General features: G+C 75.0%; 26 protein-coding genes and 1 pseudogene. 14 read left to right on the top strand and 13 right to left on the bottom strand.

The window, feature by feature from the left end:
• Window positions 1-107 precede the first annotated feature (107 nt).
• A complete protein-coding gene (locus ACIO5D_RS01535; RefSeq protein ID WP_400793570.1) occupies window positions 108-881 on the top strand; it encodes a hypothetical protein in 774 nt (257 codons plus the stop codon).
• 99 nt (window positions 882-980) lie between these two features.
• The gene (yidD, locus tag ACIO5D_RS01540) at window positions 981-1,556 is read left to right on the top strand and encodes a membrane protein insertion efficiency factor YidD (protein WP_400793571.1); all 576 of its coding nucleotides are present in this window, start codon (window positions 981-983) and stop codon (window positions 1,554-1,556) included.
• Between the two features lie 127 nt (window positions 1,557-1,683).
• Here yidD and ACIO5D_RS01545 read toward each other — a convergent pair whose 3' ends face one another.
• On the bottom strand, window positions 1,684-3,999 hold the full coding sequence (locus tag ACIO5D_RS01545; RefSeq protein WP_400651841.1) for a glycosyl hydrolase family 18 protein: 2,316 nt from the start codon (window positions 3,997-3,999) through the stop codon (window positions 1,684-1,686).
• Between the two features lie 405 nt (window positions 4,000-4,404).
• Between ACIO5D_RS01545 and ACIO5D_RS01550 the strand changes: the two genes are divergently transcribed.
• Together ACIO5D_RS01550 and ACIO5D_RS01555 are read left to right on the top strand one after the other, a co-directional pair.
• A complete protein-coding gene (locus tag ACIO5D_RS01550) occupies window positions 4,405-5,058 on the top strand; it encodes a class I SAM-dependent methyltransferase (protein WP_363614484.1) in 654 nt (217 codons plus the stop codon).
• Window positions 5,059-5,167: 109 nt separating this feature from the next.
• Complete coding sequence (locus ACIO5D_RS01555) at window positions 5,168-5,431, top strand: TMEM175 family protein (protein WP_363614482.1); 264 nt, start codon at window positions 5,168-5,170, stop codon at window positions 5,429-5,431.
• A gap of 24 nt (window positions 5,432-5,455) precedes the next feature.
• Here ACIO5D_RS01555 and ACIO5D_RS01560 read toward each other — a convergent pair whose 3' ends face one another.
• Both ACIO5D_RS01560 and ACIO5D_RS01565 read right to left on the bottom strand, forming a co-directional pair.
• Window positions 5,456-5,863 (bottom strand): hypothetical protein, encoded by a 408-nt coding sequence (locus tag ACIO5D_RS01560; RefSeq protein ID WP_363614480.1) that lies wholly within the window; start codon window positions 5,861-5,863, stop codon window positions 5,456-5,458.
• Between the two features lie 208 nt (window positions 5,864-6,071).
• Complete coding sequence (locus ACIO5D_RS01565; protein WP_400793573.1) at window positions 6,072-7,454, bottom strand: amidohydrolase; 1,383 nt, start codon at window positions 7,452-7,454, stop codon at window positions 6,072-6,074.
• Between the two features lie 144 nt (window positions 7,455-7,598).
• On the opposite strand from ACIO5D_RS01565, the gene ACIO5D_RS01570 reads away from it, so the two are divergent.
• Window positions 7,599-8,183, top strand: coding sequence for a TerD family protein (locus ACIO5D_RS01570; protein ID WP_363614475.1), 585 nt, complete (start codon window positions 7,599-7,601; stop codon window positions 8,181-8,183).
• Window positions 8,184-8,277: 94 nt separating this feature from the next.
• On the opposite strand, the gene ACIO5D_RS01575 is transcribed toward ACIO5D_RS01570, so the two are convergent.
• Together ACIO5D_RS01575 and ACIO5D_RS01580 are read right to left on the bottom strand one after the other, a co-directional pair.
• A complete protein-coding gene (locus ACIO5D_RS01575; RefSeq protein ID WP_400793575.1) occupies window positions 8,278-9,936 on the bottom strand; it encodes an ABC transporter permease in 1,659 nt (552 codons plus the stop codon).
• Complete coding sequence (locus tag ACIO5D_RS01580; protein ID WP_400651852.1) at window positions 9,933-10,874, bottom strand: ABC transporter ATP-binding protein; 942 nt, start codon at window positions 10,872-10,874, stop codon at window positions 9,933-9,935. Before ACIO5D_RS01580 ends, ACIO5D_RS01575 begins: the two co-directional genes overlap by 4 nt.
• A 70-nt stretch (window positions 10,875-10,944) precedes the next feature.
• Here ACIO5D_RS01580 and ACIO5D_RS01585 point away from each other — a divergent pair, with 70 nt between their 5' ends.
• Window positions 10,945-11,454 (top strand): GbsR/MarR family transcriptional regulator, encoded by a 510-nt coding sequence (locus tag ACIO5D_RS01585; RefSeq protein WP_400651855.1) that lies wholly within the window; start codon window positions 10,945-10,947, stop codon window positions 11,452-11,454.
• A 399-nt stretch (window positions 11,455-11,853) separates the two neighbouring features.
• Window positions 11,854-12,909, top strand: coding sequence for a DUF5954 family protein (locus ACIO5D_RS01590; protein ID WP_363610266.1), 1,056 nt, complete (start codon window positions 11,854-11,856; stop codon window positions 12,907-12,909).
• 16 nt (window positions 12,910-12,925) lie between these two features.
• On the opposite strand, the gene ACIO5D_RS01595 is transcribed toward ACIO5D_RS01590, so the two are convergent.
• Together ACIO5D_RS01595 and ACIO5D_RS01600 are read right to left on the bottom strand one after the other, a co-directional pair.
• Complete coding sequence (locus tag ACIO5D_RS01595; protein WP_400793577.1) at window positions 12,926-14,305, bottom strand: lytic transglycosylase domain-containing protein; 1,380 nt, start codon at window positions 14,303-14,305, stop codon at window positions 12,926-12,928.
• 224 nt (window positions 14,306-14,529) lie between these two features.
• Entirely contained in the window at window positions 14,530-15,192 is a 663-nt protein-coding gene (locus tag ACIO5D_RS01600; protein ID WP_400793578.1) for a hypothetical protein, read from the bottom strand.
• A 398-nt stretch (window positions 15,193-15,590) separates the two neighbouring features.
• Between ACIO5D_RS01600 and ACIO5D_RS01605 the strand changes: the two genes are divergently transcribed.
• Window positions 15,591-15,974 (top strand): hypothetical protein, encoded by a 384-nt coding sequence (locus tag ACIO5D_RS01605; protein ID WP_363610263.1) that lies wholly within the window; start codon window positions 15,591-15,593, stop codon window positions 15,972-15,974.
• Between the two features lie 80 nt (window positions 15,975-16,054).
• Here ACIO5D_RS01605 and ACIO5D_RS01610 read toward each other — a convergent pair.
• Both ACIO5D_RS01610 and ACIO5D_RS01615 read right to left on the bottom strand, forming a co-directional pair.
• Window positions 16,055-16,141 (bottom strand): annotated as a pseudogene (locus tag ACIO5D_RS01610) (hypothetical protein); the annotation flags it as partial.
• Between the two features lie 18 nt (window positions 16,142-16,159).
• The gene (locus ACIO5D_RS01615) at window positions 16,160-17,707 is read right to left on the bottom strand and encodes a prolyl oligopeptidase family serine peptidase (RefSeq protein WP_363610261.1); all 1,548 of its coding nucleotides are present in this window, start codon (window positions 17,705-17,707) and stop codon (window positions 16,160-16,162) included.
• A 110-nt stretch (window positions 17,708-17,817) separates the two neighbouring features.
• Here ACIO5D_RS01615 and ACIO5D_RS01620 point away from each other — a divergent pair, with 110 nt between their 5' ends.
• On the top strand, window positions 17,818-18,000 hold the full coding sequence (locus tag ACIO5D_RS01620; protein WP_363610259.1) for a hypothetical protein: 183 nt from the start codon (window positions 17,818-17,820) through the stop codon (window positions 17,998-18,000).
• 17 nt (window positions 18,001-18,017) lie between these two features.
• Here ACIO5D_RS01620 and ACIO5D_RS01625 read toward each other — a convergent pair whose 3' ends face one another.
• On the bottom strand, window positions 18,018-18,947 hold the full coding sequence (locus tag ACIO5D_RS01625) for an EamA family transporter (RefSeq protein WP_400758140.1): 930 nt from the start codon (window positions 18,945-18,947) through the stop codon (window positions 18,018-18,020).
• Between the two features lie 91 nt (window positions 18,948-19,038).
• Here ACIO5D_RS01625 and ACIO5D_RS01630 point away from each other — a divergent pair, with 91 nt between their 5' ends.
• Window positions 19,039-19,536 carry a MarR family transcriptional regulator gene (locus ACIO5D_RS01630; RefSeq protein ID WP_363610255.1) on the top strand — a complete coding sequence of 166 codons (498 nt, stop codon included), beginning with the start codon at window positions 19,039-19,041 and terminating at the stop codon, window positions 19,534-19,536.
• A gap of 24 nt (window positions 19,537-19,560) precedes the next feature.
• Here the strand turns inward: ACIO5D_RS01630 and ACIO5D_RS01635 are convergent, their stop codons facing one another.
• Both ACIO5D_RS01635 and ACIO5D_RS01640 read right to left on the bottom strand, forming a co-directional pair.
• Window positions 19,561-19,815 (bottom strand): hypothetical protein, encoded by a 255-nt coding sequence (locus tag ACIO5D_RS01635; RefSeq protein ID WP_363610253.1) that lies wholly within the window; start codon window positions 19,813-19,815, stop codon window positions 19,561-19,563.
• A 202-nt stretch (window positions 19,816-20,017) separates the two neighbouring features.
• Window positions 20,018-21,037, bottom strand: coding sequence for a zinc-binding dehydrogenase (locus tag ACIO5D_RS01640; RefSeq protein WP_400758137.1), 1,020 nt, complete (start codon window positions 21,035-21,037; stop codon window positions 20,018-20,020).
• A gap of 95 nt (window positions 21,038-21,132) precedes the next feature.
• On the opposite strand from ACIO5D_RS01640, the gene ACIO5D_RS01645 reads away from it, so the two are divergent.
• Together ACIO5D_RS01645 and ACIO5D_RS01650 are read left to right on the top strand one after the other, a co-directional pair.
• Entirely contained in the window at window positions 21,133-21,861 is a 729-nt protein-coding gene (locus tag ACIO5D_RS01645) for a TetR/AcrR family transcriptional regulator (protein ID WP_400654812.1), read from the top strand.
• 134 nt (window positions 21,862-21,995) lie between these two features.
• On the top strand, window positions 21,996-22,169 hold the full coding sequence (locus ACIO5D_RS01650; protein WP_363610247.1) for a CsbD family protein: 174 nt from the start codon (window positions 21,996-21,998) through the stop codon (window positions 22,167-22,169).
• A 73-nt stretch (window positions 22,170-22,242) separates the two neighbouring features.
• Here the strand turns inward: ACIO5D_RS01650 and ACIO5D_RS01655 are convergent, their stop codons facing one another.
• A complete protein-coding gene (locus ACIO5D_RS01655) occupies window positions 22,243-23,103 on the bottom strand; it encodes a methyltransferase domain-containing protein (RefSeq protein WP_400793580.1) in 861 nt (286 codons plus the stop codon).
• A 28-nt stretch (window positions 23,104-23,131) separates the two neighbouring features.
• On the opposite strand from ACIO5D_RS01655, the gene ACIO5D_RS01660 reads away from it, so the two are divergent.
• Window positions 23,132-24,652 (top strand): PLP-dependent aminotransferase family protein, encoded by a 1,521-nt coding sequence (locus ACIO5D_RS01660; RefSeq protein ID WP_400793581.1) that lies wholly within the window; start codon window positions 23,132-23,134, stop codon window positions 24,650-24,652.
• 117 nt (window positions 24,653-24,769) lie between these two features.
• On the top strand, window positions 24,770-25,924 hold the full coding sequence (locus ACIO5D_RS01665; protein ID WP_363610241.1) for a glycoside hydrolase family 3 N-terminal domain-containing protein: 1,155 nt from the start codon (window positions 24,770-24,772) through the stop codon (window positions 25,922-25,924).
• Window positions 25,925-25,943: the final 19 nt, after the last annotated feature.

Genomic DNA, 25,943 nt, shown 5'->3' on the forward strand with positions numbered 1-25,943 from the left:
CCGGTTGCCGCTGGGGCGGCCGGTCCCGAAGCCGGGTCCGCCCGTCCGTGGGCGGGCCCCCGGCCACGACGAGAGATCCACCCCCAAGAAGCAGGAAGGGAGTTCCCATGTCCGAGTGGTTGGCGCTGGCCATCGCCATGTCGGCGGCCTGCGCCGTCGTGGTGGCGGTGGTGCTGCTGAGGCACCGCAGGGTGCGCGAGGGCGACAGCTCCGACGAGACGCCGGACGTCATCGAGTACATGACGATGATGATCGGCGTGGTCTACGCGATCGTGCTCGGCCTCGCCATCGCGGGCGTCTGGGAGGCGCGCGGCGCCGCCCAGGACGACGCGCTGCGCGAGGCGCAGTCGCTGCACGAGGTGAGCGAGCGGGCGCAGGTCTACCCGGTCGAGTTCCGCGACAAGGTCCGGGCCGACGTGGACGCCTATGTCTCGTACGTGGTGGACGTCGAGTGGACGTACATGCGCGAGCACGGCGAGATCTCCGACCGGGGCACCGAACTGCTGGACAAGCTGCGGGCGGACGTCGCCACCCACGCCCCCGAGAGCGACCTGGAGTCCCAGGCCTACCAGCCGATCATGGACCGGATCAGCGCCGTCGACGAGGCCCGCAACGCCCGTGGGCAGAACGCCGGGCCGACCATGCCGGGCGTGGTCTGGTTCGGCCTGATCGTCGGGGCGCTGGTCACCGTCGGCATGGTGTTCGCGCTCCAGATCCGGCGTTCGGCCAGGGAGTTGATCCTGGCGGGTGCGTTCAGCGCGTTGATCGCCTTCCTGCTCTTCCTGATCTGGGACTTCGACGACCCGTTCGGCCGCAGCGTCTCGGTGACCACCCAGCCGTTCACCGACCTCTTCCCGACCCTGGGCGGCGGCAGCGGCTGACCGCTGTTCGGGCGGCTGCGTAGCCGCCCGCGCCCTCGGATAATCTGACCGGGTCGTTGGGGGTCGGCCCCGGCGGAAGCACCGAAGGGATCATCCGGCGTGTCCTACCAGCAGCCCGGCCCCGGCGTCTCGTTCCCGCCGCAGCGCCCCCAGCGGGCCTGGTGGTGGCTGCCCGAGTCGGAGCGCCTCCGACGGCGGGAGCAGCGGCGGGCCTGGGAGGAGTACCGGCGCCGCAACGGCAAGCCGAAGAAGCGCGACAACGACTGCCTGGACGCCTGCGACTGCTGCGACCTCGCCGACCCCTGTCTGATCGCCCTCGTCCCGGTGATGATGGCCGCGGGCGTCCGGTTCGCCCTCGCCGGCGTTCGCGCCGGACGGCGGCCGGGCGGTGCGGGCGGTGCGGGCCCGGAGACCGGTGCGGACCGGGCGGCGCCCGTTCCCGAGGGCTTCGCGGCGGGCGCGCTGTACGGGGCGGTGCGGTACTACCGGACCGAGATCAGCCCGAAGCGCCCGGCCTGCTGCCCCTACACGCCGTCCTGCTCGACCTACGCCGTCCAGGCGCTGCACCGGCACGGTGCGCTGCGCGGCGCCCGGCTGACCGTCGGCCGGCTGCTGCGCTGCCGTCCGGGCGCGACCCCGCGCGGTGGAGCGGACCCGGTGCCGCGGAAGCGGTAGCGGCGGGCGGACACCCACGCCCGGACACCCCCGCCGGGCACACACGCCGGACACCACGCCGGACACACGCGGGGGCCGCGCGGATCACCTCGATCCGCGCGGCCCCTGGCCGTTCACTGACGGTGCGTCAGTGCAGGCTGCTGTTCATCGCGTTGAGCAGGGTGCCGGAGGCGTCGTCGTTCTCCAGGGAGAAGGCGAACATGCCGGCCAGGCCCTTGCTCTTGGCGTACGCCCCGCGCGCCTGGATGGCCTGCGGGGTGTCACCCGTCCAGAAGTTGGTGCCGTCGTAGACCCACGAGGTCTCGGTCACCGGGTCCCAGTGGGTGTTGGCCGCGGTGGGGGTCAGCTCCTTCCAGGCGGCCAGACCGGCCTCCTGGCTCAGCGGCTTGGCCGCGGTCGGGCCGGTCGCGCTCTGGTAGAGGCCGTAGTTGGAGCCGGCCGGGACGCCCGTCCAGCCGCGCCAGTAGAACGGGATGCCCAGCACCAGCTTGTTCGCCGGGAACCCGCCGGTGATGCCGTACTCCGGCAGGCCGGTGGTGTACGCGGCGAGCGTGGTGTCCACGTTGTACTTGCGGGTGCCCGGGGTGATCGGCGTGGTCGGGTCGGCCGGGCTGTCGTGCAGCGGGTCCTGGTGGTTGGTCGGGCCCTTGGCGTCCCAGGCGCCGTGCATGTCGTAGGTCATGATGTCGGCGTAGTCCAGGTACGCGCCGATCTTGTCGGTCTCCAGCAGCGCGATCTTGTCCTGGCCGCTCGGCAGCGCCGCCGTCAGCAGGAAGTGCTTGCCCTGCGCGGAGCCGAGGGCGTCCAGCTGGGTGCGGAACTCCTTCAGCAGCAGGGTGAAGTTCTGCTTGTCGGCGGGGGAGTAGTGGTTGCCGGTGTGACCGCCGGCCGAGCCCGGGTACTCCCAGTCGAGGTCCACGCCGTCGAAGAGGCCGGCCGCCGAGGCCTGCCCGCCCGAGGCGTCACCGGCGATGTTGGTCGGCAGGTTCCCCTTGAGGAACATGTCGACGCAGGAGGAGACGAAGGCCTTGCGGGAGGCGTCGGTCGCGGCCGCGTCCGAGAAGTACTTGGAGTACGTCCAGCCGCCGATCGAGATGGTGAACCGCAGGTTCGGGTACTTGGCCTTCAGCTGGCGCAGCTGGTTGAAGTTGCCCTTGAGCGGCTGCTCCCAGGTGTCGGTGGTGCCGTCCACGCTGTTGGCGCCGGTGTAGCTGTCCTGGTAGTCCGCGTAGGCGTCGCCCGCGCCGTCACCGGCGTTGGGGTTGTTCTCGTTGCCCGAGTCGGAGGCCTTCACCGCCTGGAAGCAGGTGTGCGAGGTGGGGTGGATGTTGGCGAAGGCGTAGTTGATGACGTCGAGCTTGCTCGCGGCGCCGCTGGTGTCGACGTTCTTCGGGTAGTACGCGTTCTCGTAGATGCCCCACTGGTCGAAGTAGGCCGACCGGAACGGGCTCGCCGCGGGCGCGGCGGAGGTGGTGGTGCTCACCGGCGAGGACTGGGCGGAGCCGTGGGTGCCGGAGTAGCCCTGGACGCTGAAGGTGTAGGCGGTGCCGGGCAGCAGCGAGCTGACGGCCACCGAGGTGCCCATCGAGGTCGCCACCAACTGGCCGCCGGAGTACACCTTGTAGGAGACCGGGCCGTCGCCGCTGGTCAGGGTGGACGGCTGCCAGCTGAGCACCACGGCGTTGCTGGTGACCTTGCTGACGGTCACCCCGGTGGGCGTGGTCACCTTGCCGTCGCCGGCCGGGCCGGTGGCCGTGGCGGTCGCGGTGGGGCTGGCGCTGCCGGTCGGGCTGTTGGAGGCCGTCGGGCTGTTCGACGCGGTCGGGCTGCTGGACGAGGTCGGACTGCTCGACGCCGTCGGGCTGCTGGACGCGGTGGGGCTGGTGCTGCTGGTCGGCCCGCCCGGGCCGGTCAGGCTGAGGTCGTCCGCGCGGTAGGTGCCGGTGCCGTACCAGCCGTGGGTGAAGACCGTCACCGAGGTGGTGCTCGCACCGGTGGTGAAGGTGGTGCTCAGCTGCGTCCAGCCGGTCGCGTTGGGCGCCCAGGTGGAGGCGTTGACGCCGGTGCCGGTCGCGCCGAGGTAGACGTAGCTGCCCTGGACCCAGCCGGCCAGGGTGTACGTGGTGTTGGGCTGGACGGTGACCGTCTGCTGGCACTGCGCGGTGTCGGAGGCGGAGGCGGCGGCGCTGAGCGCGTAACTCCCGCCGTGCACCGGGGTGGTGACGACCGACCCGTTGGCGCAGGTCCAGCCGGCCAGGGTGCCGGTCTCGAAGTCGGCGTTGGTCAGCAGGTTGACCGCGGCGGCCGAGGCCGTGTTGAGCGACAGGGCGAGGGCGGCGCTGCCGGTGGTGAGGGTGGCCGCGAGGGCCAGCGCGGTGGCGCGCCGGCGGGGCGCGGTGGACCGGCGGGTGGCAGGGCGTGCGGGCAGGACTCTGTCGTGCATGCGATGTCCTCCGGATGAGTGGGGGTTTCCGGCGGTGCGACGGCCCGGGGCGGGCCGCAGGGGAGCCGAACCGAGCGCTGTGGGGGCGCGCGGGGACGGGTGACACGAACTGGGCGTACGGTGCCGCGGCACGGCCGGCCCGGAGGCCACCGTGTCACGACATCACAGATTGGACTGGACCAATATTCGCCGTCAAGGGTGCCCGCCCGATGGATGGTTGGCGGACTCCAGGACGGACCTCCAGGACGGACCTCCGGAGCTGTCCCCGGGACGGACCTCCGGATCGGGCCGACCGCCCCGGCGCCGCGACGGAGCGTCGGCGGTCCCGGCGGCGTGCGGGGGTTCCCCGGCCCGCCGCCAGTACCGTGACCGTACGAAGCGGACCCGCCGAACGAAGGACGAGCCATGGACAGCCAGGACTGGGACGACCGGTACGCCGCGAGCGAGCTGGTCTGGGGCGCCGAACCCAACCGCTGGGTGGTCCGCGAACTGACCGGGCACACCCCCGGCCGCGCCCTGGACGTCGCCGCCGGGGAGGGCCGCAACAGCATCTGGCTGGCCCGCCAGGGCTGGCAGGTCACCGGCCTCGACTACTCCGCGGTCGCCGTCGAACGGGCCGAACGGCTCACCGCCGCCCTGCCCGACGAGGTCGCCGACCGGCTCACCTGGCGGCACGGCGACGCCCGCACCTTCGAACTCCCGGCCGACGGCTACGACCTGGTCCTGGTCGCCTACCTCCACCTGCCGGCCGCCGAACGCCGGGCGGCGCTGCGCCGCGCCGCCGCCGCGCTCGCCCCCGGCGGCACCCTGCTGGTGGTCGGCCACGACACCACCAACCTCACCGAGGGCATCGGCGGCCCGCAGGACCCGCGCGTCCTGTTCACCCCGGACGACGTGCTCGCCGACCTCGCGTCCACCGGCCTGCGCACCGTCCGGGCGGAACGCGTCCGCCGCCCGGTGACCGCCGAGGCCGGTCACCGGCGGACACCCGACGCAGACCCGGTCCACCCGGTGGCCGCCGAGGCCGTCGACGCCCTGGTCCGGCTGGAGCGCGGGTAGCGGGCGCATCCTGGCCGACCGGCGACAGCGCCCCGGGCCCGGCCCGGTGGGCGCGCCCACCGTCGGCGCAACGGGGGCCCTGCGGCGGGGCCGGACGACGCTGGGCCGGGTGAGCAACGGGAGATCCGACGAGAAGAGCCCGCACCGGCTGATCGCCCTGACACCGCTGGTGCTCGGCATCAAGGTCCCCACCGGACTGGACGCGGCCGGGTTCCGCAACGCCGTGCACGACGCACTGCCGCAGCTCGGAGCCTGCGCGCCGAGCTTCGCCATCCTCGCCGGCCACTGGCGTGACCACCGCCGGATCCTGCGACTGCCGCCACGCAATTCCTGCCTGCCGGGAGCTCTTCAGCCCTGTCCGTGGATCACCTGAAGCTGCTCTGCGGGCCCTCCGTTCTCACGCGCCGGAGTTCCAGCGGCGGTCTCCGCCGGAGGTCGCCGACCGGCGCCCTGTGTGCAGGACTTCGTCGCTCTCGGGGTCCGCCACCTCCCAGCCGAGCAGAGCGGCCATCCTCGCCGCCAGTGCCTGTGCGGCTTCGTAGGCCGGGGGGCCGCCGCCCGAGGAGCAGATCAGCTCCACCACGTTGACCCGCTGGGGCACCGTGCCCTCGTGGACGGCGTAGCTACCGGTGCTGTCGCACGCGGCGAGGGTCACATGGAGCCAGTCAGGGCCACCCTCGGCCTCGTAGAAGGCGAGGTCGGTCCTCCGAAGGCCGGGCACCGAGTCCAGGCACTCCACCAGCACAGACGCCGGGGTGCTCTCGCTGTAGCGACAGTCCGAGCGAACGGTCAGATACCTGTACATTCCCGCATCCTCGCATCCGCCCGAAGGGGCAAGCGAGGGCGGAACGAGAGAGCTCCGGGCGTAGTCCCTGGCGCGCCCGCCGGGAACCGGCCGCCGGCCAACGGCGGGGGAGCAGGGTTCGGTGCCTGGCGGCAGGCCGGGGGCTGAACCGGGAACCGGGAACCAGGAACCGGGGCCCGCCCCCGGTTCCCGGTCCAGCCCCGCCGGGTCAGTCCCCGGCGGGCTCCAGCGCACCCGTGAGGTGGTCCCAGGCGACGTTGACGTGCAGCCGGACACCGGTGACCAGAGTGTCGTCGTCGGCGTAGAAGTGCGGGTTGTGGTTGACCGCCACCCCGCGCCCGCCCGGCACCGGGACGACCGTGCCCTCGGCGGTGCGCTCGGTGTCCTGCACGCCGAGCATCACGTACAGCCCGCCGAACGCGTTGACGAACTCCGAGACGTCGTCGTACCCGAGCGAGGGCTGCACCTCGGCGACCCGGTCCGCGCCCACCACCCGACGGAAGGTCGGCAGCGCCGCCGCCACCCACTCCGGCCGGTTGTGCAGGGCGGGTACCGGCTGGAGATAGTCCACCCGCGCCGTGCAGTTGTACGCCAGGGCGGTGTGCTCGGCCAGCGTCGCCAGGCGCTTCTCCACCTCGGCCATCTCCGACTCGACGGCGCACCGGATGGTGCCCCAGAGGGTGACCTGCTCGCCGATGATGTTGAACCGGCCGACGTCCTCCAGGTGCCCGATGGTGACCGCGACCGGGTCGTAGGCCGAGCGCTGCCGGTAGAGCTGGCCGATCCCGGTGAGCACGGCCCCGGCGGCGGGCATCGGGTCCTCGCCCCGCCAGGGCGAGGACCCGTGCGTCTGCCGGCCGGTGATCACGATCCGGACCAGCCGGGAGGCGCTCAGCTGGTAGCCCGCGTGGTAGCCGACGTGCCCCTTCGGGTCCGATGTGACGTGCAGGCCGAACACCATGGACGGCGCGGGGTCGGCGAGCGCACCCTCGGCGAGCATCACGCGCGCCCCGCCCGGCTCGTCCACCGGCGGGCCCTCCTCGGCGGGCTGGAAGACGAACAGCACCGTGCCCGGAAGCTCCCCCCGGACGCCGGCCAGGACGGTGGCCGCGCCCAGCAGGATCGCGACGTGGCAGTCGTGACCGCAGGCGTGCGAGACGGGGAACGGGCCGCCAGGGTAGTCGGCGTCCACGACCGTGGAGGCGAAGTCGGTGCCGCAGCGGTCCGGCACCGGCAGCGCGTCGGTGTCGGCGCGCAGCGCGATCACCCCCGTACCCGGGCGGCCGCCGCGCAGCACGCCGACCACGCCGTGGCCGGCGATGCCGGTGCGCACCTCGTCCAGGCCGAGCGCGCGCAGGTGGTCGGCGATCAGCGCGGCGGTGCCGGCCTCGCGGTTGGGGAGCTCGGGGTGGGCGTGCAGATGGCGGCGCCAGCGGATCACCTGGTCGGCGATCTCGGCCGCGCGGCGGTCCAGTTCGGCGTGGAGCGGGTCGACGGGTGCGGCGGCGGGTGGGCCGTCGGCCGTGCTGCCGGTGGTGCCGGTGGTGCTGTCGGACGTGGCGCGGTCCGTGTCGTGGTGCGTGTCGGTCATCGCGTACCCCTCCCGGTGCCAGGATCGTGTGGTGATGATCGTAGAAGCGGGGTACGGGGTTTCCCAGAGGCGACTCGTGCGGACCCGGCCGCTCTACAGTGCTGTAGATTCAGGGTGCGCAGGCGGAGGAACGAGGAGGGCGCGATGAGCGTTTCGCTGGCCAAGGGGCAGAAGCTGAGCCTGGAGAAGCCGGGCGGTGGTCGGTTGGGCGTGGTGCGGATGGGTCTCGGCTGGCGGGCCGTCCAGCGCAAGGGGTTCTTCGCCAAGCTGCTGGCCTCGCAGGAGATCGACCTGGACGCCTCGGCCGTGCTGTTCTCCGAGGGCAAGCCGGTGGACGTGGTGTTCTTCCAGCACCTCACCAGCAACGACGGTTCGGTGCGGCACAGCGGCGACAACCTGACCGGCGGCGCGGGCGACGCCACCGACGACGAGTCGATCACGGTGGACCTGACCCAGGTCCCGGCCGTGGTCGACCAGATCCTCTTCACCGTCAACTCCTTCACCGGGCAGACCTTCCAGGAGGTCGAGAACGCCTTCTGCCGCCTGGTGGACGAGCAGACCGGCGCCGAGCTGGCCCGCTACACGCTGACCGGCGGCGGTCCGTACACCGCCCAGATCATGGCCAAGGTGCAGCGCACGCCCGCCGGTTGGCAGATGGCCGCGATCGGCCAGCCGGCCAGCGGCCGTACCTTCCAGGACCTGATGCCGGAGCTGGTCAAGTACCTGTGACGGCGACGCCGCGGGGCCCGTCCGGGACGAACCGGACGGGCCCCGCGGGCTGTTCACCGGCCCCGGGCGCCGTGGGCCGGGTGAGCCGGGTGGGTCAGGTGAGTTCCAGGTCGCGCCGCTTGAACCCGGCCAGGCCGAGGGCGAGCAGGGCGGCCGCGACCAGGGTGAGTGCGGCGAGCGGCGTCCAGTCCATCCCGGCCGCCGGGAGCCGGGGCACCTGGCCGAACGGCGAGAGCCGGTTCAGCGCGTCCGGCAGCTTCAGCAGCGGGCCGAGGTAGCCGATCACGAAGGCGTACGCCGGGACGAGCCAGGCCAGCGGCGCGGCCCTGGGCAGCCAGCCGTACACGGCCGCGGCGAAACCCACCGTCACCCACTGGGCGGGTGCGAACGCCAGGGCCGCGCCGGTCAGCCGTAGGAACGTGCCCCCGTCGCCGGTGGAGACCGCGCCCGCGAGGCCGAAGCCGAGACCGGTCGCCAGCATCAGCGCGGTGGATCCGAGCAGCGCGACCGTCAGATGGCCGCCCAGCCAGCGGGTGCGGGAGAGGCCGGTGGCGAGCACCGGTTCGGCCCGCCCGGCGGCCTCCTCCGCGCGCGGGCGCAGCGTGGCCAGCACCGCGTAGACGGCGCCCACCACGGCGACGACCAGCATGGTCATGGCGGCGAAGGAGTCGGCGAGGGAATGGCCGCCGAGCCGCGCCAGGGCGTCCCTGAGCTGTTCGACGTCCTTCAGCATCGAGTCGGCGCCGCCGAGCAGTGAGCCGTACATCGCGCCGAGCAGCACCAGCGCCACCGCGAAGCCGCCCAGCAGGCCGCGGTGGAGCCGCAGCGGGAAGCCGAGCGCGGTGCCGAGCGCGGGGCTGCCGACGGGCGGGCCGGGGCGGGTGGCGCGCAGCCCGGCGCCGACATCGCGCCGGGTGCTGAGCGCGAACGCCGCCGCGCCGGTGGTGGCGGCGAGGGCGAGCACCGGCGGCAGCGGCCACCAGCGGTCGTCGACGAAGACGTAGGTGCGCTGGAGCCAGCCGACCGGGGAGGCCCAGGACAGTCCGTTGCCACCGGCGTCCCCGGCCGCGCGCAGGGCGTAGCCGGCGCCCAGTACGGCGAGGGCCAGGCCGGAGGCGGTCCGGGTGTGCGCGGTGAACTGGACGGCGACGGCGGCCACGGCGGCGAACAGCAGTCCGGCGGCGGCGTGTGCCGCTCCGTACAGCAGGGCGCCGCCGGCGGTGATGCCGGGGACGCCGAGGGCGGGCAGCCCGGCGGCGAGCAGCAGGGCGAGCGCGAGGTTGGCGACGGCGGCGGTGGCGAGCGCGGCTGTGAGCTGGGCGTGGCGGCCGACCGCGGTGGAGCGGACGAGTTCGGCGCGGCCGCTCTCCTCCTCGGCCCGGGTGTGCCGGGTGATGATCAGGATGCTCATCAGACCGGCCAGGACGGTCATCAGACCCAGCATCCGGTGCCCGAGCATGGCGCCGTAGGTGTAGTCGCCCAGGTAGCGGGCGGGCCCGGTCAGGGCGAGCACCGCCGGGCTGTCGGAGGCCCGGGCGATCGAGGCGCGGTCGGCGGCGGTCGGGTAGACGGTGTGGAGGCTGTTCGCGGTGGAGAGCGTCAGCAGGCCCAGGCCGAGCACCCAGGCCGGGAGGCGGAGGCGGTCCCGCCGCAGGTCGAAACGGAGCAGCGCGCCGGTGCCGGCCAGCACGCCACCGGGAGGCCGGGGGCGGCCGGCCGCCGTGCCGGCGGAGGCGGCGGTGGTGGCGGTCATCGCGGGGCCCCGCCGTCGCGCTCGTCGCCGGTGCCGCGGTGGCCGTTCGCGGCCAGCTCGTCGCCGTAGTGGCGCAGCATCAGCTCCTCCAGCGTGGGCGGGTGGCTGACCAGGCTGCGCAGTCCGGCCGCGCCGAGCCGCTGGACGGCGGCGTCCAACCGGGCGCCGTCCACGGCGAAGTGGACCCGGTTGCCGTCGGTGCGGACGCCGTGGACGCCGGGCAGGTCCGCCAGGCCGGTGACCGGCCGCTGGGTCTCGGCCTCGATGGTGGTCCGGGTGAGGTGGCGCAGTTCGCCGAGGGTGCCGCTCTGCACCACCCGGCCCCGGCGGATGATGCTGACCCGGTCGCCGAGCTTCTCCACCTGGGCCAGGATGTGGCTGGAGAGCAGGATGGTCCGCCCCTGCCGTTTGGCCTGGAGGACGACGTCCTGGAAGACGACCTCCATCAGCGGGTCGAGGCCCGCGGTCGGCTCGTCGAGCAGCAGCAGCTCGGCGTCGGAGGCCAGCGCGGCGACGATGGCGACCTTCTGCCGGTTGCCCTTGGAGTAGGCGCGGCCCTTCTTGGTCGGGTCGAGGTCGAAGCGTTCGACCAGTTCGTCGCGGCGGCGGCGGTCGTGGTTGCCGTGCAGCCGGGCGAGCAGGTCGATGGCCTCGCCGCCGGTGAGGTTCGGCCAGAGTTCGACGTCGCCGGGGACGTAGGCGAGGCGGCGGTGCAGCTCGACGGCGTCGTTCCACGGGTCCTTGCCGAGCAGCCTGGCGGTGCCGCCGTCGGCCCGCAGCAGGCCCAGCAGCACCCGGATGGTGGTGGACTTCCCGGCGCCGTTGGGCCCGAGGAAGCCGTGCACCTCGCCGGTCTCGACCGTGAGGTCGAGGCCGTCCAGCGCGGTGGTCCGGCCGAAGGACTTGCGGAGGCCGGACAGGGCGATTGCCTTCGTCATGCTCCTGAAGATACCGTAGTTTCAGAAAAACGTGAATATTGGGAAGGCGCTAAAGTCGGGGCGGACGCGGATGTGGCGCTTGGAGGAAGGTGTGCGGGTGAAGCGGGAAGAGCGGGACGCCGGGGCGGTCTCGGAGTTCGTCGAGCGGTTCGCGGCCGAGCTGACGGTGGCCGGGTTTCCCCGGATGCCGGCCCGGGTCTTCTCCTGCCTGATGGCCGAGGACAGCGGCGTGCTCACCTCCGCCGAGCTCTCCGAGCGGCTGCGGATCAGCCCGGCGGCCGTCTCCGGGGCGATGCGCTATCTCAGCCAGACGGGCCTGGTCTCCAAGGAGCGCGAGCCCGGTTCGCGCCGCGACCGCTACCGGGTGTTCGACGACGTCTGGTTCGCCTCCCTGGCCCGGCGTGACGAACTGCTGGTGCGCTGGGTGCGGGTGCTGAGGGACGGTGAGTCCACGCTCGGTCCGGACAGTGTCGCCGGTGAACGGCTGGCCGAGAGCGCCGAGTTCTTCGAGTTCATGATCGGCGAGCTGGACGGTCTGCTGGACCGCTGGCGCGCCCACCGCGCCGCCCTGGCGGGCTGAGGCCCGCGGCGGAAGGCCGCGGTCGGGGTCGCCGCCGCGTTCTTCCGTCTTCGGCGCCGGATTGGCTGGACGCTATATGTAGATCAACGATATATATGACTGCGTGACAGGACGCTTCATGCGAGAGCCGACCCCGCTTCGGGGCACCGCCCTCGCCGGTGCCCCGGGCACGGCTGCGTGCCCGGGCGGTCAGGTGGCGGACGCCGCCCGCCCACCGGCGTGGCAGGGAGCGAGCGAACACAGCGTGCGAGTCGTCGGCGCCGACCGCGCCCGGCCCGACCGAGCCTCCGGGGGAGGCGAGCCGGGCCGGCGCCCGACGGTCCCTCAGGGATTCCCGGGTCGGGTGGACTTCGGTGAACGGGCTGCGGTCCGCCGACGGCGTCCGCTAACACTGGCTGCATGGATGATGACGCTGTGCAGTTGCCGGACCACCTCACCGTTCGGATCGCCCACACCGACGACCCGGTCTCCGCGGTGGCGGGCCTGGAAGCCTGGGCGGCCCGCGAGCGGTACCCGAATCTGCTGATGATGCCACCCGTCTTCGGCTGCCTGGAACGCACCGAGGAGGGGGCCTGGCGGATCCTCGGGTTCCGCTCGACCACCCCGCAGACGGCCCGGGACGACCTCGGCCATGTCTTCCGCTGCTGGGCGCTCGCCGAGCCCGGCCAGTGGGGCGCCGCCACCTGGGAGATCACCGACGAGGAACGGGCCGCCTACACCGCCGGGTACCAGCGGCTGGAGTGGGAGCGACTCGACGAACTGGCCGTCGCCGGGCGACAGTACCGGATCTTCCGCGCGGAACAGGTCCTGCGCGGGGGCCCCGAGGGCGTCGAACCTCCGCGTCCCACCGATCCGGACCCAGCCCCGGTCGGCCAGGGGTACAAGGCGCTCTCCCGCGTCAACGGGTTCGTCATCGACCCGGCCGCCGACGTCACGCTGGTGGACGGCATCCTCCGGCTGGACATGATGTCCCTGGTGCCGACCGGCCACGGCATTCCCGAGGACGTCCGGGCCGAGGCCCGGCTCGCCTCGTACCTGTACCCCAATGTGTTCGTGCTGCCGGTGCACTGCGCCGTCGCCGAGTACGAGGACGGCCGCTGGGGGCCGATGACCAACGCCTGCGAGACCCCGCAGGCCGCCCGCGACAGCCTCGCCGCCTATCTGCGCGAGTTCGCGCCGAGCCTGCTGCCGCACCTGACGGAGGACGAGCGCGCCCGGTACGCCGAGGCGGCCGACCGCCTCGACGCCGAACGCGGGAACAGCGTCGAGGCCGCCGACCGCCGGTTCCAGCTGGTCCGCGTCGAACCGGTCGTCCGCCTCGGCCCCGACGGACCCGAACTGCCCCGCACCTCGGACTGGGACCCGGACGTCCCGTTCAAGGTGCAGGAGCAGCAGGAGCGGGAGGCCGGCCTCTGCTACGACGACGAGGACGACGAGGTGGAGGCGGACGGCTGAGGCGGCGCCGGCGGGGTCAGCGGGCGGTGGGCGAGGGGGAGAGCCCGGCGGTCGGGGTGGCGGCGGCCGTCGGCGCGGACGTGGTCGCCGAGGCCGAGGAGGTCGGCTCGGGGGTGGCGGTCGCGCAGCCGGGAGCGGTGGGCGTCGCGGTGGCCGAGGCGGACGCCGACGGGCTCGGGCCCGTGGTCGGGGTGCCGGAGGGGGCCGCCGTGGGCGTGGTGGTGGGGCACTCGGTCGGGGTGCCGGTGGGCGTCGCCGTGGGTGTGGCGGTGGGCGTCGCGCTCGGGGTCGGGGTCGCCGTGGCGGACGGCGAGGGCGACCCGGTGGGCGTGGGCGTCCCGGTCGGCGTCCCCGTCGGCGTGGTGCCGGGGGTCGTGGTGGGCACCGTCGTGGGAGTTGTGGTGGGGGACGGGCTTCCGGAGGGCGACGGCTGGGTGACCGGCGGCTCGGCGCTCGACGAGGGCTTCGGCAGAGGCTGCACCGGCGTCGGCGTGGTCGTCGGGGCGGTCGGCGGGGTGGCGGCGGCCGGGAGGTCCGGGGTGGTGGTCGTGGTGCCGCTGCCGAAGTGGGCCATCCAGTTCTTGACGGTCCGAAGGTACTCGCCCGAGTTGTTGTAGCTGAGGATGGCCCGGTCGAGCTGCGCCGGGTCGGAGAGGTTCCGCCCGCCGGCGCAGAGGTAGCGCCCGGCGGCCTCGGCGGCGTCGAAGATATTGTTGGGGTCGGCCTTGCCGTCACCGTTGGCGTCCACGCCCCAGACCGCCCAGGTGGAGGGGATGAACTGCATCGGGCCGACGGCCCGGTCCCAGCGGCTGTCGCCGTCGTAGCGGCCGCCGTCGGTGTCGGCGATCGCGGCGAAGCCGTTGCCGTCGAGCACCGGGCCGAGGATGGCGCGGTAGGTCGTCCCGGCGGCGTCCACCCGGCCCCGGTCGGCCTGGCCGGACTCGACCTCGCCGATCGCGGCCAGCAGTTGCCACGGCAGGTGGCAGCCGGGCGAGCGCTGCGCGAGCGCGGCCTCGGCCTTGTGGTAGGCGGCGGAGACGGTCTCCGGCAGCGCGGGCCCGGTACGGAACGGCCCGGCGGACGGGTCGCCCGGCAGGGTGGTGGGCGGCTGCGGCAGGGCCAGCGGGCCGCCGCCGTCCACCGGGCCGCCGGTGCCGGGCGTGCCGAACGCCGTGGGCAGCACGGTGCCGGGCGGCACGGGGAAGGAGGAGCCCCGCGTGGCCGGGTCGGTGACGGGCGGCGCGGCGTCGGCGGCCGCGACCGGGACGAGCCCGAGGCCCGTCACCTGAGAACCGGTCAGCGCGGCGAGCGCCGTGAACGCCGCTGCCGTCCCTGTCACCCGCTTGCCCAGTCGCAGCCTGCGGCCACCCTGTCCGCTGCCGAACCTCGCCATCATGCGGTGCCCCTCCCCGTTGCCGTCCGGACTCCCCGAGAACGGACAGGCTGTCAACATCGTGCCTGCCAGTGCATGACAGAGCTCGTTTCCGGAATGATTAGTATCACGACGATCTGACGCGGACAGGGTGGCCGATGGCGGTCCGGGGCCCCACGGTTCGGTGAACGGGCAGTTCACGGTGGTCGGTCCGGGCAACCGGCGCAAGGCCGGCGGCCCGCGCCCGGTCAGGAGGTGAGCGACACCGCGAGCGTCGTCGCCAGCGCGGCCTCGGCGAGGGTCTCCGCGGGCGCGTTGACGTCGTCGCCCGGACCGCGGTCCTTGACCACCGCGACGGAGTAGGTGTGACCGCCCGCCACCAGGTACAGGATCGGCCGGGTGCCGTCCTTCTTCCACGCGGTGGCGACGGCCTCCTGGCCGATCCCCGGCACGGTGGTGACCGCGAGGTCGCTGTCGGCCCTGACCCGCGCGAGCGTGTCGGGCGCGGTCTCCTTGATGGCGGCGTACGACTGGCGGGATCCCCAGGTGCAGCCCCAGACCGCGCTGCCGTCGCTCGCCGGGTCGGGGTGGGTGCCCCTGAACGGTCCGGCGGTCCCGACGACGGCGACGACCTGGGCGGACGTCAGCATCGTGCAGGCGTCGGCGGGCCGCTTGCCGGCCGGTGCGGCGGTCGGTGCGGGGTTCGCCGCTCCGGCGGCGGGTGTGGCGGGCGTGACGGGCGTGACGGGTGCGGCGGCCGTGGTCGCGGGTGGGGTGGACACCGGCGCGGACGCGGCCGCCGCACCACCGCCGCCCGAGGAGGAACACCCCGCCACCGCGACCGCCGCGAGTGCCAGCGCGGGCAGCCAGCCGTACCGGCGGCCTTCCTGGATCGATGAGTTGACCTGCATGGGGACTCCTTCCGGTGGCGCCCGCCGCTTCGGCGGACTGCGACGGTCAGGATGCTACTGGTTGCCGTCGGCCGGTATTTTCCGTTCCTGCAACGGGAGTTGCCCGGGCGCGTAACGGACGTGAACCGGGCGTGCCCGGGGGCGGAACGGGCGGTTCGGGGCACGGGGGTGGTACAGACCTGCCCGCCCGGGCTCCCCGGCGGCGCCTGCGGCCGCCAGCCCTGACCTGGCCCGATGCGCCGCCCCGAACCCGCCGTGCACGGTCAGGACGGGTGTGCGGGCGGCCGGTTCTACACCATCGCCTCCCCGGGCGGGTGACGTTCTGGTGAAAGTGGTCATGCCAGGAATCGCGGCCCGGCATGCTGTGCCCGTTGACCATGCGGATGGAGGCCCTGACAGTGAGCACGAACCTGCCGGAGACCGTCGCCGAGGGGCCTGCCGTCCTGCCGGCGCCACCTCGGGTGATCGACGACCTGGCCCGCGACCTGACCCACGCCGCGGCCGCCGTCCGGGCGGTGTCCCGCGTCGGCCGGAGCGGCGGGGACGTGTCGGTCGCGGCGTACACGGCGGTGGTGTGCACCGGTCGTTCGGCCGCCCGCGCGCTGGAGGAGGCCGCCGCCTGGTGCCGCCAGGCCCCGGAGGCCGAGGTCCACTCACTCGCCTGGGCCCGCGTCCCGGGCCACCGGGACGACGTCTTCGAGTACCGCGTCACCCTGGCCGTCAGCTTCCCCGACCACGAGACCGGTGAGCATGTCGGCGACACCCATCACGCACCCCACTGACCGCGGTCGGGCCGCCCCGAGTGCCCGGGGCGGGACCGGCACTCGTCGGTCCCGCCCGCGGGCAGCGGCTCCGTCCGGTCTCAGGCACCTTGCGGCGACGGGCAGATGAGGTCACGGGCCGGGGTGCGGCCGGTCAGCAGATAGCCGTCGACGAGGTCCCGCACGCAGGAGTCGGGCCCGGGCGGTCAGGGGATCAGCAGGCCCCAGTAGAGCGCCCAGGGGACGAACACCACGGCGGCGACGGCCAGCAGGCCCAGCCGGACCCGCTCGGCGCGGGCGGGTACGGACGCGCCCGCGGCCGGTCCGCCGCCGGCGCCGCGGATGCGCCGGCGGCGGACGGCGAGCGTGGCGGCGAACCTGACGGCGAGCGCGGTGGCGGCCACCACCGCGGTGACGGCGGCGAGTTGGAGCAGGAGCCAGGGCAGCGGTCGGCCGAGCAGGACCGGGCCGGGGAGGGCGCCCGCCGTGACGACCATGAAGAGGAGGTAGAGCGGGCCGCCGGCCAGGGCCGTCAGCCCGGCGCCGGCCAGCCAGCGGGCGGGGCGGGCCGACGGGGTGCGCGGGGCGTCGGCCCGCCCTCCGGGCCGGAGGCGGCGGACCAGCGCCGTCAGCGGATAGCCGGCGAAGCCGACGCCGCACACCAGGACGGCCGCGAGCTGGAGCCACGGCCCCTCGTAGCCGGCGAGCGGGGTGAGCGCCGTGCTCCGGTACTCCTGCGGCGGCATCGCGTCGACGCTGATCGCGGGCGGCCCGTCGGCCAGGTGGTGGATCCAGGCGGACTCGGCGTCGGCGTAGTCCGGCGGGAGGTCGGACGGGCGGTCGAAGCCGTCGTCGGCGGTGCGGTTGAGGTTGTGCCGGACGCCGGGGACGGCGCGCAGGGTGTAGTGGGTGTTGCCGCCCCGGTCGAGCGCGTCCCGGATGATCGCCGCGCTCTCCTGGGGCGCGGCCTCCCGGTCGAGCGTGCCCCATTCGGCCAGCACCGGCTGGCGCACCCCGGTCCAGGCGGGCACCGGGTCGTAGTCCGCCTCGGGGAAGAGCCCGGCGCCCGCCACCACCCGGGCGGCGGTCCGCTGCATGGCCGGGAGCAGCGACCCGTGCACGCCGTGGTGGCGCAGGTAGCCGCCGTACGCCCAGGCCTGCTGGCGCAGCGGGCTGAGGCCGACCGCCCCGGCGGTGACCACGAACGCGACGTCCGACGAGCGGCCGGCGGCCAGCGAGACCACCCAGGCACCCTCCGACAGCCCCCACACCCCGGTCCGCGACCGGTCGACGCCGGGCCGCTCGCGCAGCGCGGCGAGTGCGGCGAGGGCGTCGTCGGCGAGCTGGGAGTAGTCGCGGTGGGTCATCGAGTACCCGTCGGTGCGCTTGTCGTAGACCAGCGTGACGATGCCGTGCCGCGCGTAGGCCTCGGCGGCGGGGCGCAGTTCCTCCCGGCCGCCGGGTCCGGCCCCGGGCACCATCACCAGCGCGGGCCCCGGTGCGCCGCCCGTGCCGCCGGGGGCGAGCACGGTGCCGTGCAGGGTGACGCCGTCGGCGCCGGTGAACCGGACGTCGGTGGCGGCCACGTCCGCCGTCGCGTTCCCGGTGCCGGCCGAGGCGGGTGGCTGTCCGAAGGCGGCGGACGGTGCCAGGAGCAGCACCGACAGTGCGGCGAGGAGGGCGGCCCGCAGCAGGCCGGCCCGGGCGGTCCGGCCCGGTGGCCGCTCGCGCGTCCGCTTCGGTGGACGAGGCATGGTGGTTCCCCCGTGAGGTCGGGCCGTCTCCCGGCGGCGGTGGATCTCCGGCGGGTCCAGCCTGGCCCGCCGGCCACCCGACGGACCATCAGGAGGGCCCCCGTCCAGGGGTGGGGGCAGCCCCCGGGCCTCAGTACGCCACCGTGAAGCGGGTGCGGGTGGACGGGGTGCTCGGCCTCGTCGAGGAGGGCGACGGCGAGGTCCTCCATGGAAATGCCCTCGGTGTCCACCACGAGTACGTCACGGCCGAGCCGGTAGCGGCCGGTGCGCTCGCCGGGGGTGAGGAGGGCTGAGCCGGGCGGTGCGGGGTTCAGGCGGGCTCGGCCAGGCGGGCCGGTGCGGGCGCGTCGGCTGCCGCAGGGGCCGGTGCGGGGGTCGGTGCGGGGCGCGGGCGCTGGGTCTGGGCGGCGACCAGTGAACCGAGCACGATCAGCGCGCCGAGGGCCTGGACGGGTGAGAGGTCCTGGCCGAGGGCGAGCCAGCCGAGGGCGGTGGCGACCACCGGGCTGAGCAGCCCGAGGAAGGTCACGGAGGTCGGCGGCAGGGCCCGGATGCCCCGGAACCAGAGCGCGTACGCCACGGCCGCGCCGATCAGGCCGAGGTAGCCGTAGCCGAGCAGGTTGGCGCCGGTGAGGTGGGAGGGCGGGGCACCCTCCACGGCGAGGGCGACGGGGAGCAGCAGCAGGCCGCCCGCGGTGAGCTGCCAGCCGGTGGTGGCGAGCAGCGGCGCCGGTGACGTCCACCGCTTGGCGAGGACCACGCCGGTGGCCATCACCACCGCGCCGCCGAGCGCGGCGGCGACCCCGAGGGTGTCGAGCCGGGCGCCGGCCCGCAGCACCAGCAGGCTGACCCCGGCCACTCCGGCGATGCCGGACAGGACGGTTCGCAGCGAGAGCCGTTCGCCGAGCAGCCCGGCGGAGAGTCCGGCGGCGAGCAGCGGCTGGACGGCGCCGACGGTGGCCGCGACCCCGCCGGGCAGGCGGTAGGCGGCGATGAAGAGCAGTGCGAAGAACGCGCCGATGTTGAGCGCGCCCAGTATCAGTGAGCGCCACCACCAACTGCCCTTCGGCAGGCGGCGGGTGACGGCGACGAGCAGCAGCCCGGCGGGCAGGGCCCGGAGCACGCCGGCGAGCAGCGGGCGGTCGGGCGGCAGCAGTTCGGTGGTGACGAGGTAGGTCGAGCCCCAGATGACGGGGGCGAGGGCGGTCAGCAGGACGGTTCCGAGTCGATTCCTTAGCACTAAGCCAATGTATCTCAGCGCTAAGGCACATCTGGGTCCAATCGGGTGGTGTGAGGTATCTCACCGCTAAGGAATCCTCTAGGCTGAAGTGGTGGCAGATCACGTGGACCGAGTGGTGAAGCAGTGGGGCGCGGAGCGCCCGGACCTGGACGTCTCCCCGATGGAGGTGATCGGCCGGCTCAAGCGGCTCTACCGGCTGGTGGACGCGGAGCTGAAGCGGAACTTCGCCGACTACGACCTGGACGCGGCCTCCTTCGACGTCCTCGCCACGCTGCGCCGCAGCGGCCCGCCCTACCGGCTGACCCCCACCGGCCTGATGCGGTCCGCGATGGTCACCTCCGGTGCCATCACCCAGCGGCTCGACCGGCTGGAGGCCCGGGGTCTGGTCACCCGTACGCCCAGCGGCTCGGACGGCCGCAGCCGGGACGTCGCCCTCACCCCCGAGGGCCACGCCCTGGTCGACCGGGCGCTGCCGGCCCATCTCTCCGCCGAACGCCGCGTCCTGGCCGGTCTGGACGCGGCGCGGACCGACGCGCTGGTGGACGCGCTGCGGACGCTGCTCGCGGCGCTGGGGGACGACGCGCACTGACCCGGCCCCGGCCCGGGCGGCCCGTCACTGGGACGGCGTGGTGGTTTCCAGGGCGGCGGTCAGGAGGGTGTGGACGGCCGCGGCGGCGGCCCGGGTGACCGGGTCCGGGTCGTCGAGGCGGTCGGCGATGAGCTCGGCGGCGGCCGCGACGACCGGGGCGGGCAGGGTGGTCTCGCGCAGGTGGAGCAGCTGGGCGGCGGCCCGGTCACCGGCACTGCTGGTCCGGCCGGTGGGGATCAGGGAGGTCAGGCCGCGCGGCTGCTGCTGAGGGCTCGTCATGCGGCCATTCTTCCGGCTGTCGCGCCGCCCGCCGGTCACCCGCCCGTCGCCGCGCGGGTGGCGCCGTCCGTACCGGTGAGGGCGGGTCGGCGGCGCCCCGCGTCCGAACCGTGCGGGGACGGCGACGGGCGCCCGCGCGGGGGAGTCCCCGCACGGGCGCCCGTCCGGACGGCGCGCCCCGCCCGTTGCCGGGGCGTGAGGATCACGGCGTGAGGACCAGCCGGATCGGATTGCCCTCCTTCTTCTCCAGCGCCTCGACGGCCTTGGCGGCGTCGGAGAGGGGGAAGGTCGCGCTCACCGAGCGGGAGAACTCCAGCCGCCCGCCGCGCACCAGGTCGACCAGGTCGACGACGTCCTCGGGTGCCGAGCCGTAGTGGCCGCGGATCTGCTGCTTGAGGTAGCTCAGCAGGGTGCCGTTGGTGACCGTCAGCGGCTTGTCGGTGAGGCCCACCAGCACCAGCCGTCCGTTCGCCCCCAGCGAGGCCATGGCCTGCTCGCGCACCGGTGCCACCCCGGCGAAGTCGAACGCCGCGGCCAGGCCCCGACCGCCCGTGGCGGTGCGCACGGTGGCGGCGAAGTCCGGGTCGGCCGGGTCGAGGGCGAGGTCGGCGCCGAATTCCAGGGCCCGGTCGCGGGCGGCCGGCAGCGGGTCGACGGCGATGATCGGGTACGCGCCGATGGCCCGCAGCGACTGGACGCCGTGGGCGCCGAGGCCGCCCACGCCCCAGACGCCGACGGCCTCGGCGGGGCGCACCGCGCCGGTGCCGGTGATGGCGGCCCAGGGGGTGGAGACCGCGTCGGGGATGAAGCACGCCTGCTCGAACGGCAGGTCGTCCGGGATGGGGACGAGGGTGCCGACGGTCGCCAGTGCGTACTCGGCCCAGCCGCCGTCGTAGTCGACGCCGCGGGTGTGGACGGCGCCGTCGCGGGTCTCGCCGGCCTGGAGCAGCACCCGGTCGCCGACCCGGGCCTCGGTGACGCCCTCGCCGAGGAGGTGGACGGTGCCGGCCACCTCGTGGCCGAGGGTGACCTTGTCGCCCTTGAGGAAGAGGGGCTTGAGCATGCCCTCGATCAGGTGGACGTCGGACAGGCAGACGCCGGCGGCCTCGACCTTGATCAGGACCTCGCCCGGGCCCGGAGTGGGGACGGGGACCTCTTCCAGGGCGAAGGCGCCCTGGGCGACGTCGAGCCGTCCGGCGAGCATCGTTGCGGTGGCGGTCATCCGGATCTCCCTTCCGACGGGGCGGCGGCAGGGGGGTCGCCGACCCGCAGACTTACTTGTTGTTCAACAAGCAAGTTCGACTCTATCATGGGGGTATGGACAATCACGGGGAGCCCTCGGCGGCTCGGACCGCACCGACCGGGTCCGCGGCCGGCCCGATGACCGGCCCGATGGCCGGCCCGCAGACCGGTTCGGCGGCGCGCGAGGCGTCGGGGCAGTCCGGTCGGCGGACCCAGGCGCAGCGTCGGGCCGCGGCCGAGTCGGCGCTGCTCGCCGCGGCCGCCCGGCTGATCGCGGAGCACGGCAGCGCCGGGGTGACGCTGGCGCGGGTGGGCGAGGCCGCGGGCTTCAGCCGGGGCCTGGCCACCCACTACTTCGGCTCGAAGGCCGTCCTGCTGGCCCGGCTGCAGGAGGTGGTGCTCGCCGACGCGACGGCCTCGGCCGTGCCCGAGCGGGCGGGCGGCGGCGCGGTCGAGGAGCTGTTGCGCTTCACGGAGACCTGGCTGGAGGTGGCCCGGCACCCGACCGACCTCCAGCGGGCGCTGCTGGTGCTGGGTGCCGAGGCACTGGCGGGCGCGTCGGAGCTGGCCCCCGCGGTGGCCGAACTCGACGCGCGGATGCGGCTCTGGGTGGCCTCGGTGGTGCGCCAGGGCGCGGCGGCCGGGCAGGTGCGGGCCGGAGTGGACCCGGAGGCGTTCGCGGTGGTCGCGGTCGCCGTGCTCAAGGGCCTGGTCGTGCAGGCCGCGGCGGCGCCCGGAGAGCTGGAGCTGACGGCGGCGGGCGCCGAGGCCCGGCGGTGGATCGCGGGCGCGCTCGCGCCGTGAGGCCCGCCCGGCCGGCGGCGCCGGGGCGATGTCGCCGGTTTTCCTCCGGAATCGTCCGCATGGCCGTGGCGATCCGGGGCAGGCGCCTGCTGGGCGGGCACTCGGCCCGCCCGGCACGGAGAGGAGTCGCCGCGATGGGTACGGACGACAAGCTGCACAACGCCGCGGAGAAGGCCCGGGGCAAGGCCAAGGAGGTCGCGGGCAAGGTCACCGGTGACCGGACCAAGGAGGCCGAGGGCAAGGGCACCCAGGTGAAGAGCGACCTCAAGCAGGCGGCCGAGAAGGTCAAGGACGCGACGAAGCACTGAGCCCGGCCGGGCGGACCGTCGTACGCGCCGAGTCCCGCGCGTACGGCGGTCCGCCCGGCACGGGCCGCCCCCGTCAGGGCCGCACGGCGACCGCCTTGAAGAAGGTGTAGTGGAACGTCCCGCCGGGCTCCGCCGTCCGGCGCAGATCGGCCAGCCCCCGGTCGAACGCGGCGGCCGTGGTGAGACCGGCGGCGAGCGCGTCGGCGCGTACCGACTCGACCATGGCGATGAAGGTCCGCCGGGTGAAGCCCTCGACCAGCGCCGGGCGGCTCCCGTCGGCGTACACGGTGCGCGGCTCGACGGCGACGTCCCGGAAGCCCGCGTCCGCCAGCAGCGGGTGCAGCCGCCGGCCGAGCAGAGCGTCACCGCCGGCCGCCGCCTGCAGCCGGACCAGCTGGTCCACGACCGCCCGGGCGGGGGCGCTGTCCGGGTGGAAGAAGGCCGAACCGTGGTCGCCCTCGACCGCCGTGATCGTGCCGCCCGGCCGCAGCACCCGCCGCAGCGCGGCCAGTGCGGCCTGCGGCCGCGCCAGGTGTTCCAGCACGAAGCAGACGAAGACGTGGTCGAAGGAGCCGTCCGCGAACGGCAGGTCGTGCAGGTCCCCGTGGTGCCAGTCCACCCGGGCGCCGGGCGCGTGGGCCGCCACCGCTTCGCGCGCCCGGGCGAGCGACTCGGCCGAGAGGTCCGCCGCCGTCAGCCGCACGCCCGGGCTGGACGCCAGCAGGTGCACCGTCTGCGCCCCGACGCCGCAGCCCGCCTCCAGCACCCGGCCGCCCGCCGGGTACGCCGTACCGGCGTGCAGCAACTCCGCCAGGGTGTCGGCCTGTTCGCCGAGCCGCCGCGCCTCGGTGACCGAATACCCGTGCACATAGCCGGGACGGTGGTCCTGAACGTCCTCGTGCACCGCCGTGCGGTGCGTCGTCTCCGTGGTCATGCCCCCACCCTGGCCGCACAATGGACCGGTGAACAGGTCCAATGAGAGCGCCGTTGACAGGTCCAAAAGGGCCGGCGCCTCCGACTTCCTCCAGCTCGACACCGCCGACGCCCCGCCCGGCGGGCTCGCCGACTGGCTGGCCCGGCGGCTGCGGGAGGCGATCGCCGACGGCCGCCTCCCGGTCGGCACCCGGCTGCCCGCCGGCCGGGTACTGGCCGGAGAGCTGCGGGTCTCCCGGGGGGTCGTCACCGACGCCTACCGGCGCCTCGCCGAGGAGGGCCAGGTCGTCGGCCGGGGGAGGGGCGGCACCGTCGTGGTCGGCGCGCCCGCCCCGCCCCGGCCCGCCCCGACGGACGCCGCGGACCCGCCGCCACCCGGGCGGTCGTGGCACCCGGGCGAACCCGCCGCACTGTTCGACGCCGACCCCGTCCCCGAGACCTTCGACGCGCTGCGCGCCGCCCCCGCCCGGATCGACCTCTCGCCCGGCGTGCCCGACCTCGCCGCCTTCCCCCGCGCCGCCTGGCTGCGCGCCGAGCGCGCCGCCCTCGACGGCCTCCGCCCCCACGACCTCGGCTACGGCGACCCGTGCGGCACCCCCGCGCTGCGCCGGGCCGTCGCCCACTGGCTGGCCCGCAACCGCGGCATCCGGGCCGACCCCGACGAGGTGCTGATCGTCGCCGGCACCGCCCAGGCGCTCGGTCTGCTCGGCCAGGTGCTCGGCGGCAGCGGCATCACCGAGATCGCGGTCGAGGACCCGGGCTCGCTCGGCACCCGCCAGCACCTCGGCCACTGGCTCACCGCCACCCCGCCCGTACCGGTGGACGCCGAAGGCCTCCGGGTGGACGCGCTGCGCGCCACCGGCGCCCCCGCCGTCCTGGTCACCCCGGCCCACCAGTACCCGACCGGCGTGGTGCTCGGCGGCGGGCGGCGGCGCGAACTGATCCGCTGGGCCGGCGAGGGCGGCCTGGTCGTCGAGGACGACTACGACGCCGAGCACCGCTACGACCGGCCCCCGGTGCCCGCGCTGCGCGCCGTCCTCCCCGACCGGGTCTGCTACGCGGGCAGCGTCTCCAAACTGCTCGCGCCCGCCCTGCGCACCGGCTGGCTGCTCGTCCCGCCCCGGTACCGGGAGGCCGTCGTCGCGGCCAAGCGGTTCGCGGACCTCGGCAACGCCGTCCTGCCGCAGCTGGTCCTGGCCCGGCTGATGGACTCCGGCGAGCTGGAACGGCACCTGCGGCTGCTGCGCCGGCGCCACCGCCGCCGCCGGGACGCGATGATCGCGGCGATCGGCGCCCACCTGCCGGGCGCGGCCGTCCACGGCGCGGCGGCCGGGCTGCATCTGATGCTCACCTTTCCGGCGGGCCTCCGCTGCTCCGACACCGAACTCGCCGCGGCGGCCCTCGCCCACGGGGTGAAGGTGCAGCCGCTGTCCTGGCACGCCCGGCTGCCGCACCCGCCCGGGCTGGTCCTCGGCTACGCGGCGGGCGCACCGGGCGAAATCGAGGACGGCATCGCGGTGCTCGGCCGGCTGCTGCGCCGGATGGGGTGAGGCGGGGGCGGCGGGTGGGGTGACGCGGGGCGCCGACGGGCGCGTTGCGCGGCCCGGGGCCGGACCGGTCTCGGTACCGTGACGCACCGACCCCCCACCCCCACCCCGGGAGGCCCGATGCCGTCGCTCCGGCGGACCGTCCGTGCCGCGGCGCTCGCGGTGCTGCTCACCGCCCTGCTCCCGGTCCTGGCCGGGTCGGCGTGGACACCCCATCGGGCGGCCCGGTGGTCGCCCGCCCCGACCGAGAGGGCGACGCCCATGTCCACACCGGAGTCCCGGCTGCTCGCCGGCCGGCGGATCGTCTACTCCTACCCCGGCCCGGTCCCGCCGCCCGCCCTGCTCCGGGCCATCCGCGAGGGCCGGGCGGCCGGGGTGATCCTGTTCGGCGAGAACATCACCGGAACCGAACAACTCCACTCCGCCGTCGACCAGTTGAAGCGGGCCGCGGCGGAGTCCCCGGGGTCCGCGCCGCTGCTGCTGATGACCGACCAGGAGGGCGGAAAGATCCGTCGGCTGCCCGGGGCGCCCGAACTCTCCGCCCGCCGGACCGGCCTGGCGCCGGACCCGCTCGCCGAGGCCGCCCGCTCGGGCACCGGGGCCGGGAGCAACCTCGCGGGCGCCGGTCTGAACGTCAACCTCGCACCCGTCCTCGACGTCTACGACACCGCCGACGACTTCATCGACCACTTCGAGCGCTCCTACGGCCAGGACCCCGCCACCGTCGGCGAGTTGGGAAGCGCCTTCCTCGCCGCCCAGCAGAGTCTGCGGATCGCCGCCACGGCCAAGCACTTCCCCGGCCTCGGCTCCGCCGCCCGCGACCAGAACACCGACGAGCGGCCCGTCACCCTCCCCGTCCCGCTCGCCGACCTCCGCGCCCGCGGTGAGGAGCCGTACCGGGCCGCGATCGCCGCCGGGGTGCGGCTGGTGATGGCCTCCTGGGCCGTCTACCCGGCGCTGGACGGGGAGCGCCCGGCCGGCCTGTCGCCGGTCGTGGTCCAGGGCGAGCTGCGCGAACGCCTCGGCTTCCGGGGCGTCACCGTCACCGACGCCCTGGAGGCCGGCGCCCTCGCCCCGTACGGCGACACCGGCGCCCGGGCGATCGCCGCCGCCGAGGCCGGGATGGACCTGCTGCTCTGCTCGGCCCGGGACGTCCAGCAGGGCGACGACGCGGCGGCCGCGCTCGCCGAGGCGCTGGACGGCGGCCGGCTCGACCGCGCCGCCTTCACCGGGGCGGTCCACCGGATCGGCGAACTCCGGTCGGCCGTACGGTAGTCCGCCCCGTCGGGGCCGC

The sequence above is a fragment of the Kitasatospora sp. NPDC087315 genome (genome assembly GCF_044744345.1).
Classification (GTDB): Bacteria; Actinomycetota; Actinomycetes; order Streptomycetales; family Streptomycetaceae; genus Kitasatospora.

Excerpts from the sequence above, each read along its gene's own strand:
- ACIO5D_RS01565 (WP_400793573.1), bottom strand. The coding sequence starts at position 7,454 with ATGACCGACACGCACCACGACACGGACCGCGCCACGTCCGACAGCACC.
- ACIO5D_RS01575 (WP_400793575.1), bottom strand. The coding sequence starts at position 9,936 with ATGACCGCCACCACCGCCGCCTCCGCCGGCACGGCGGCCGGCCGCCCC.
- ACIO5D_RS01650 (WP_363610247.1), top strand. The coding sequence starts at position 21,996 with ATGGGTACGGACGACAAGCTGCACAACGCCGCGGAGAAGGCCCGGGGC.
- ACIO5D_RS01560 (WP_363614480.1), bottom strand. The coding sequence starts at position 5,863 with ATGTACAGGTATCTGACCGTTCGCTCGGACTGTCGCTACAGCGAGAGC.
- ACIO5D_RS01535 (WP_400793570.1), top strand. The coding sequence starts at position 108 with ATGTCCGAGTGGTTGGCGCTGGCCATCGCCATGTCGGCGGCCTGCGCC.
- ACIO5D_RS01665 (WP_363610241.1), top strand. The coding sequence starts at position 24,770 with ATGCCGTCGCTCCGGCGGACCGTCCGTGCCGCGGCGCTCGCGGTGCTG.
- ACIO5D_RS01645 (WP_400654812.1), top strand. The coding sequence starts at position 21,133 with ATGGACAATCACGGGGAGCCCTCGGCGGCTCGGACCGCACCGACCGGG.
- ACIO5D_RS01580 (WP_400651852.1), bottom strand. The coding sequence starts at position 10,874 with ATGACGAAGGCAATCGCCCTGTCCGGCCTCCGCAAGTCCTTCGGCCGG.
- ACIO5D_RS01545 (WP_400651841.1), bottom strand. The coding sequence starts at position 3,999 with ATGCACGACAGAGTCCTGCCCGCACGCCCTGCCACCCGCCGGTCCACC.
- ACIO5D_RS01655 (WP_400793580.1), bottom strand. The coding sequence starts at position 23,103 with ATGACCACGGAGACGACGCACCGCACGGCGGTGCACGAGGACGTTCAG.
- ACIO5D_RS01615 (WP_363610261.1), bottom strand. The coding sequence starts at position 17,707 with ATGCCTCGTCCACCGAAGCGGACGCGCGAGCGGCCACCGGGCCGGACC.
- ACIO5D_RS01595 (WP_400793577.1), bottom strand. The coding sequence starts at position 14,305 with ATGATGGCGAGGTTCGGCAGCGGACAGGGTGGCCGCAGGCTGCGACTG.
- ACIO5D_RS01590 (WP_363610266.1), top strand. The coding sequence starts at position 11,854 with ATGGATGATGACGCTGTGCAGTTGCCGGACCACCTCACCGTTCGGATC.
- ACIO5D_RS01640 (WP_400758137.1), bottom strand. The coding sequence starts at position 21,037 with ATGACCGCCACCGCAACGATGCTCGCCGGACGGCTCGACGTCGCCCAG.
- ACIO5D_RS01585 (WP_400651855.1), top strand. The coding sequence starts at position 10,945 with ATGTGGCGCTTGGAGGAAGGTGTGCGGGTGAAGCGGGAAGAGCGGGAC.
- ACIO5D_RS01600 (WP_400793578.1), bottom strand. The coding sequence starts at position 15,192 with ATGCAGGTCAACTCATCGATCCAGGAAGGCCGCCGGTACGGCTGGCTG.
- ACIO5D_RS01570 (WP_363614475.1), top strand. The coding sequence starts at position 7,599 with ATGAGCGTTTCGCTGGCCAAGGGGCAGAAGCTGAGCCTGGAGAAGCCG.
- ACIO5D_RS01550 (WP_363614484.1), top strand. The coding sequence starts at position 4,405 with ATGGACAGCCAGGACTGGGACGACCGGTACGCCGCGAGCGAGCTGGTC.
- ACIO5D_RS01635 (WP_363610253.1), bottom strand. The coding sequence starts at position 19,815 with ATGACGAGCCCTCAGCAGCAGCCGCGCGGCCTGACCTCCCTGATCCCC.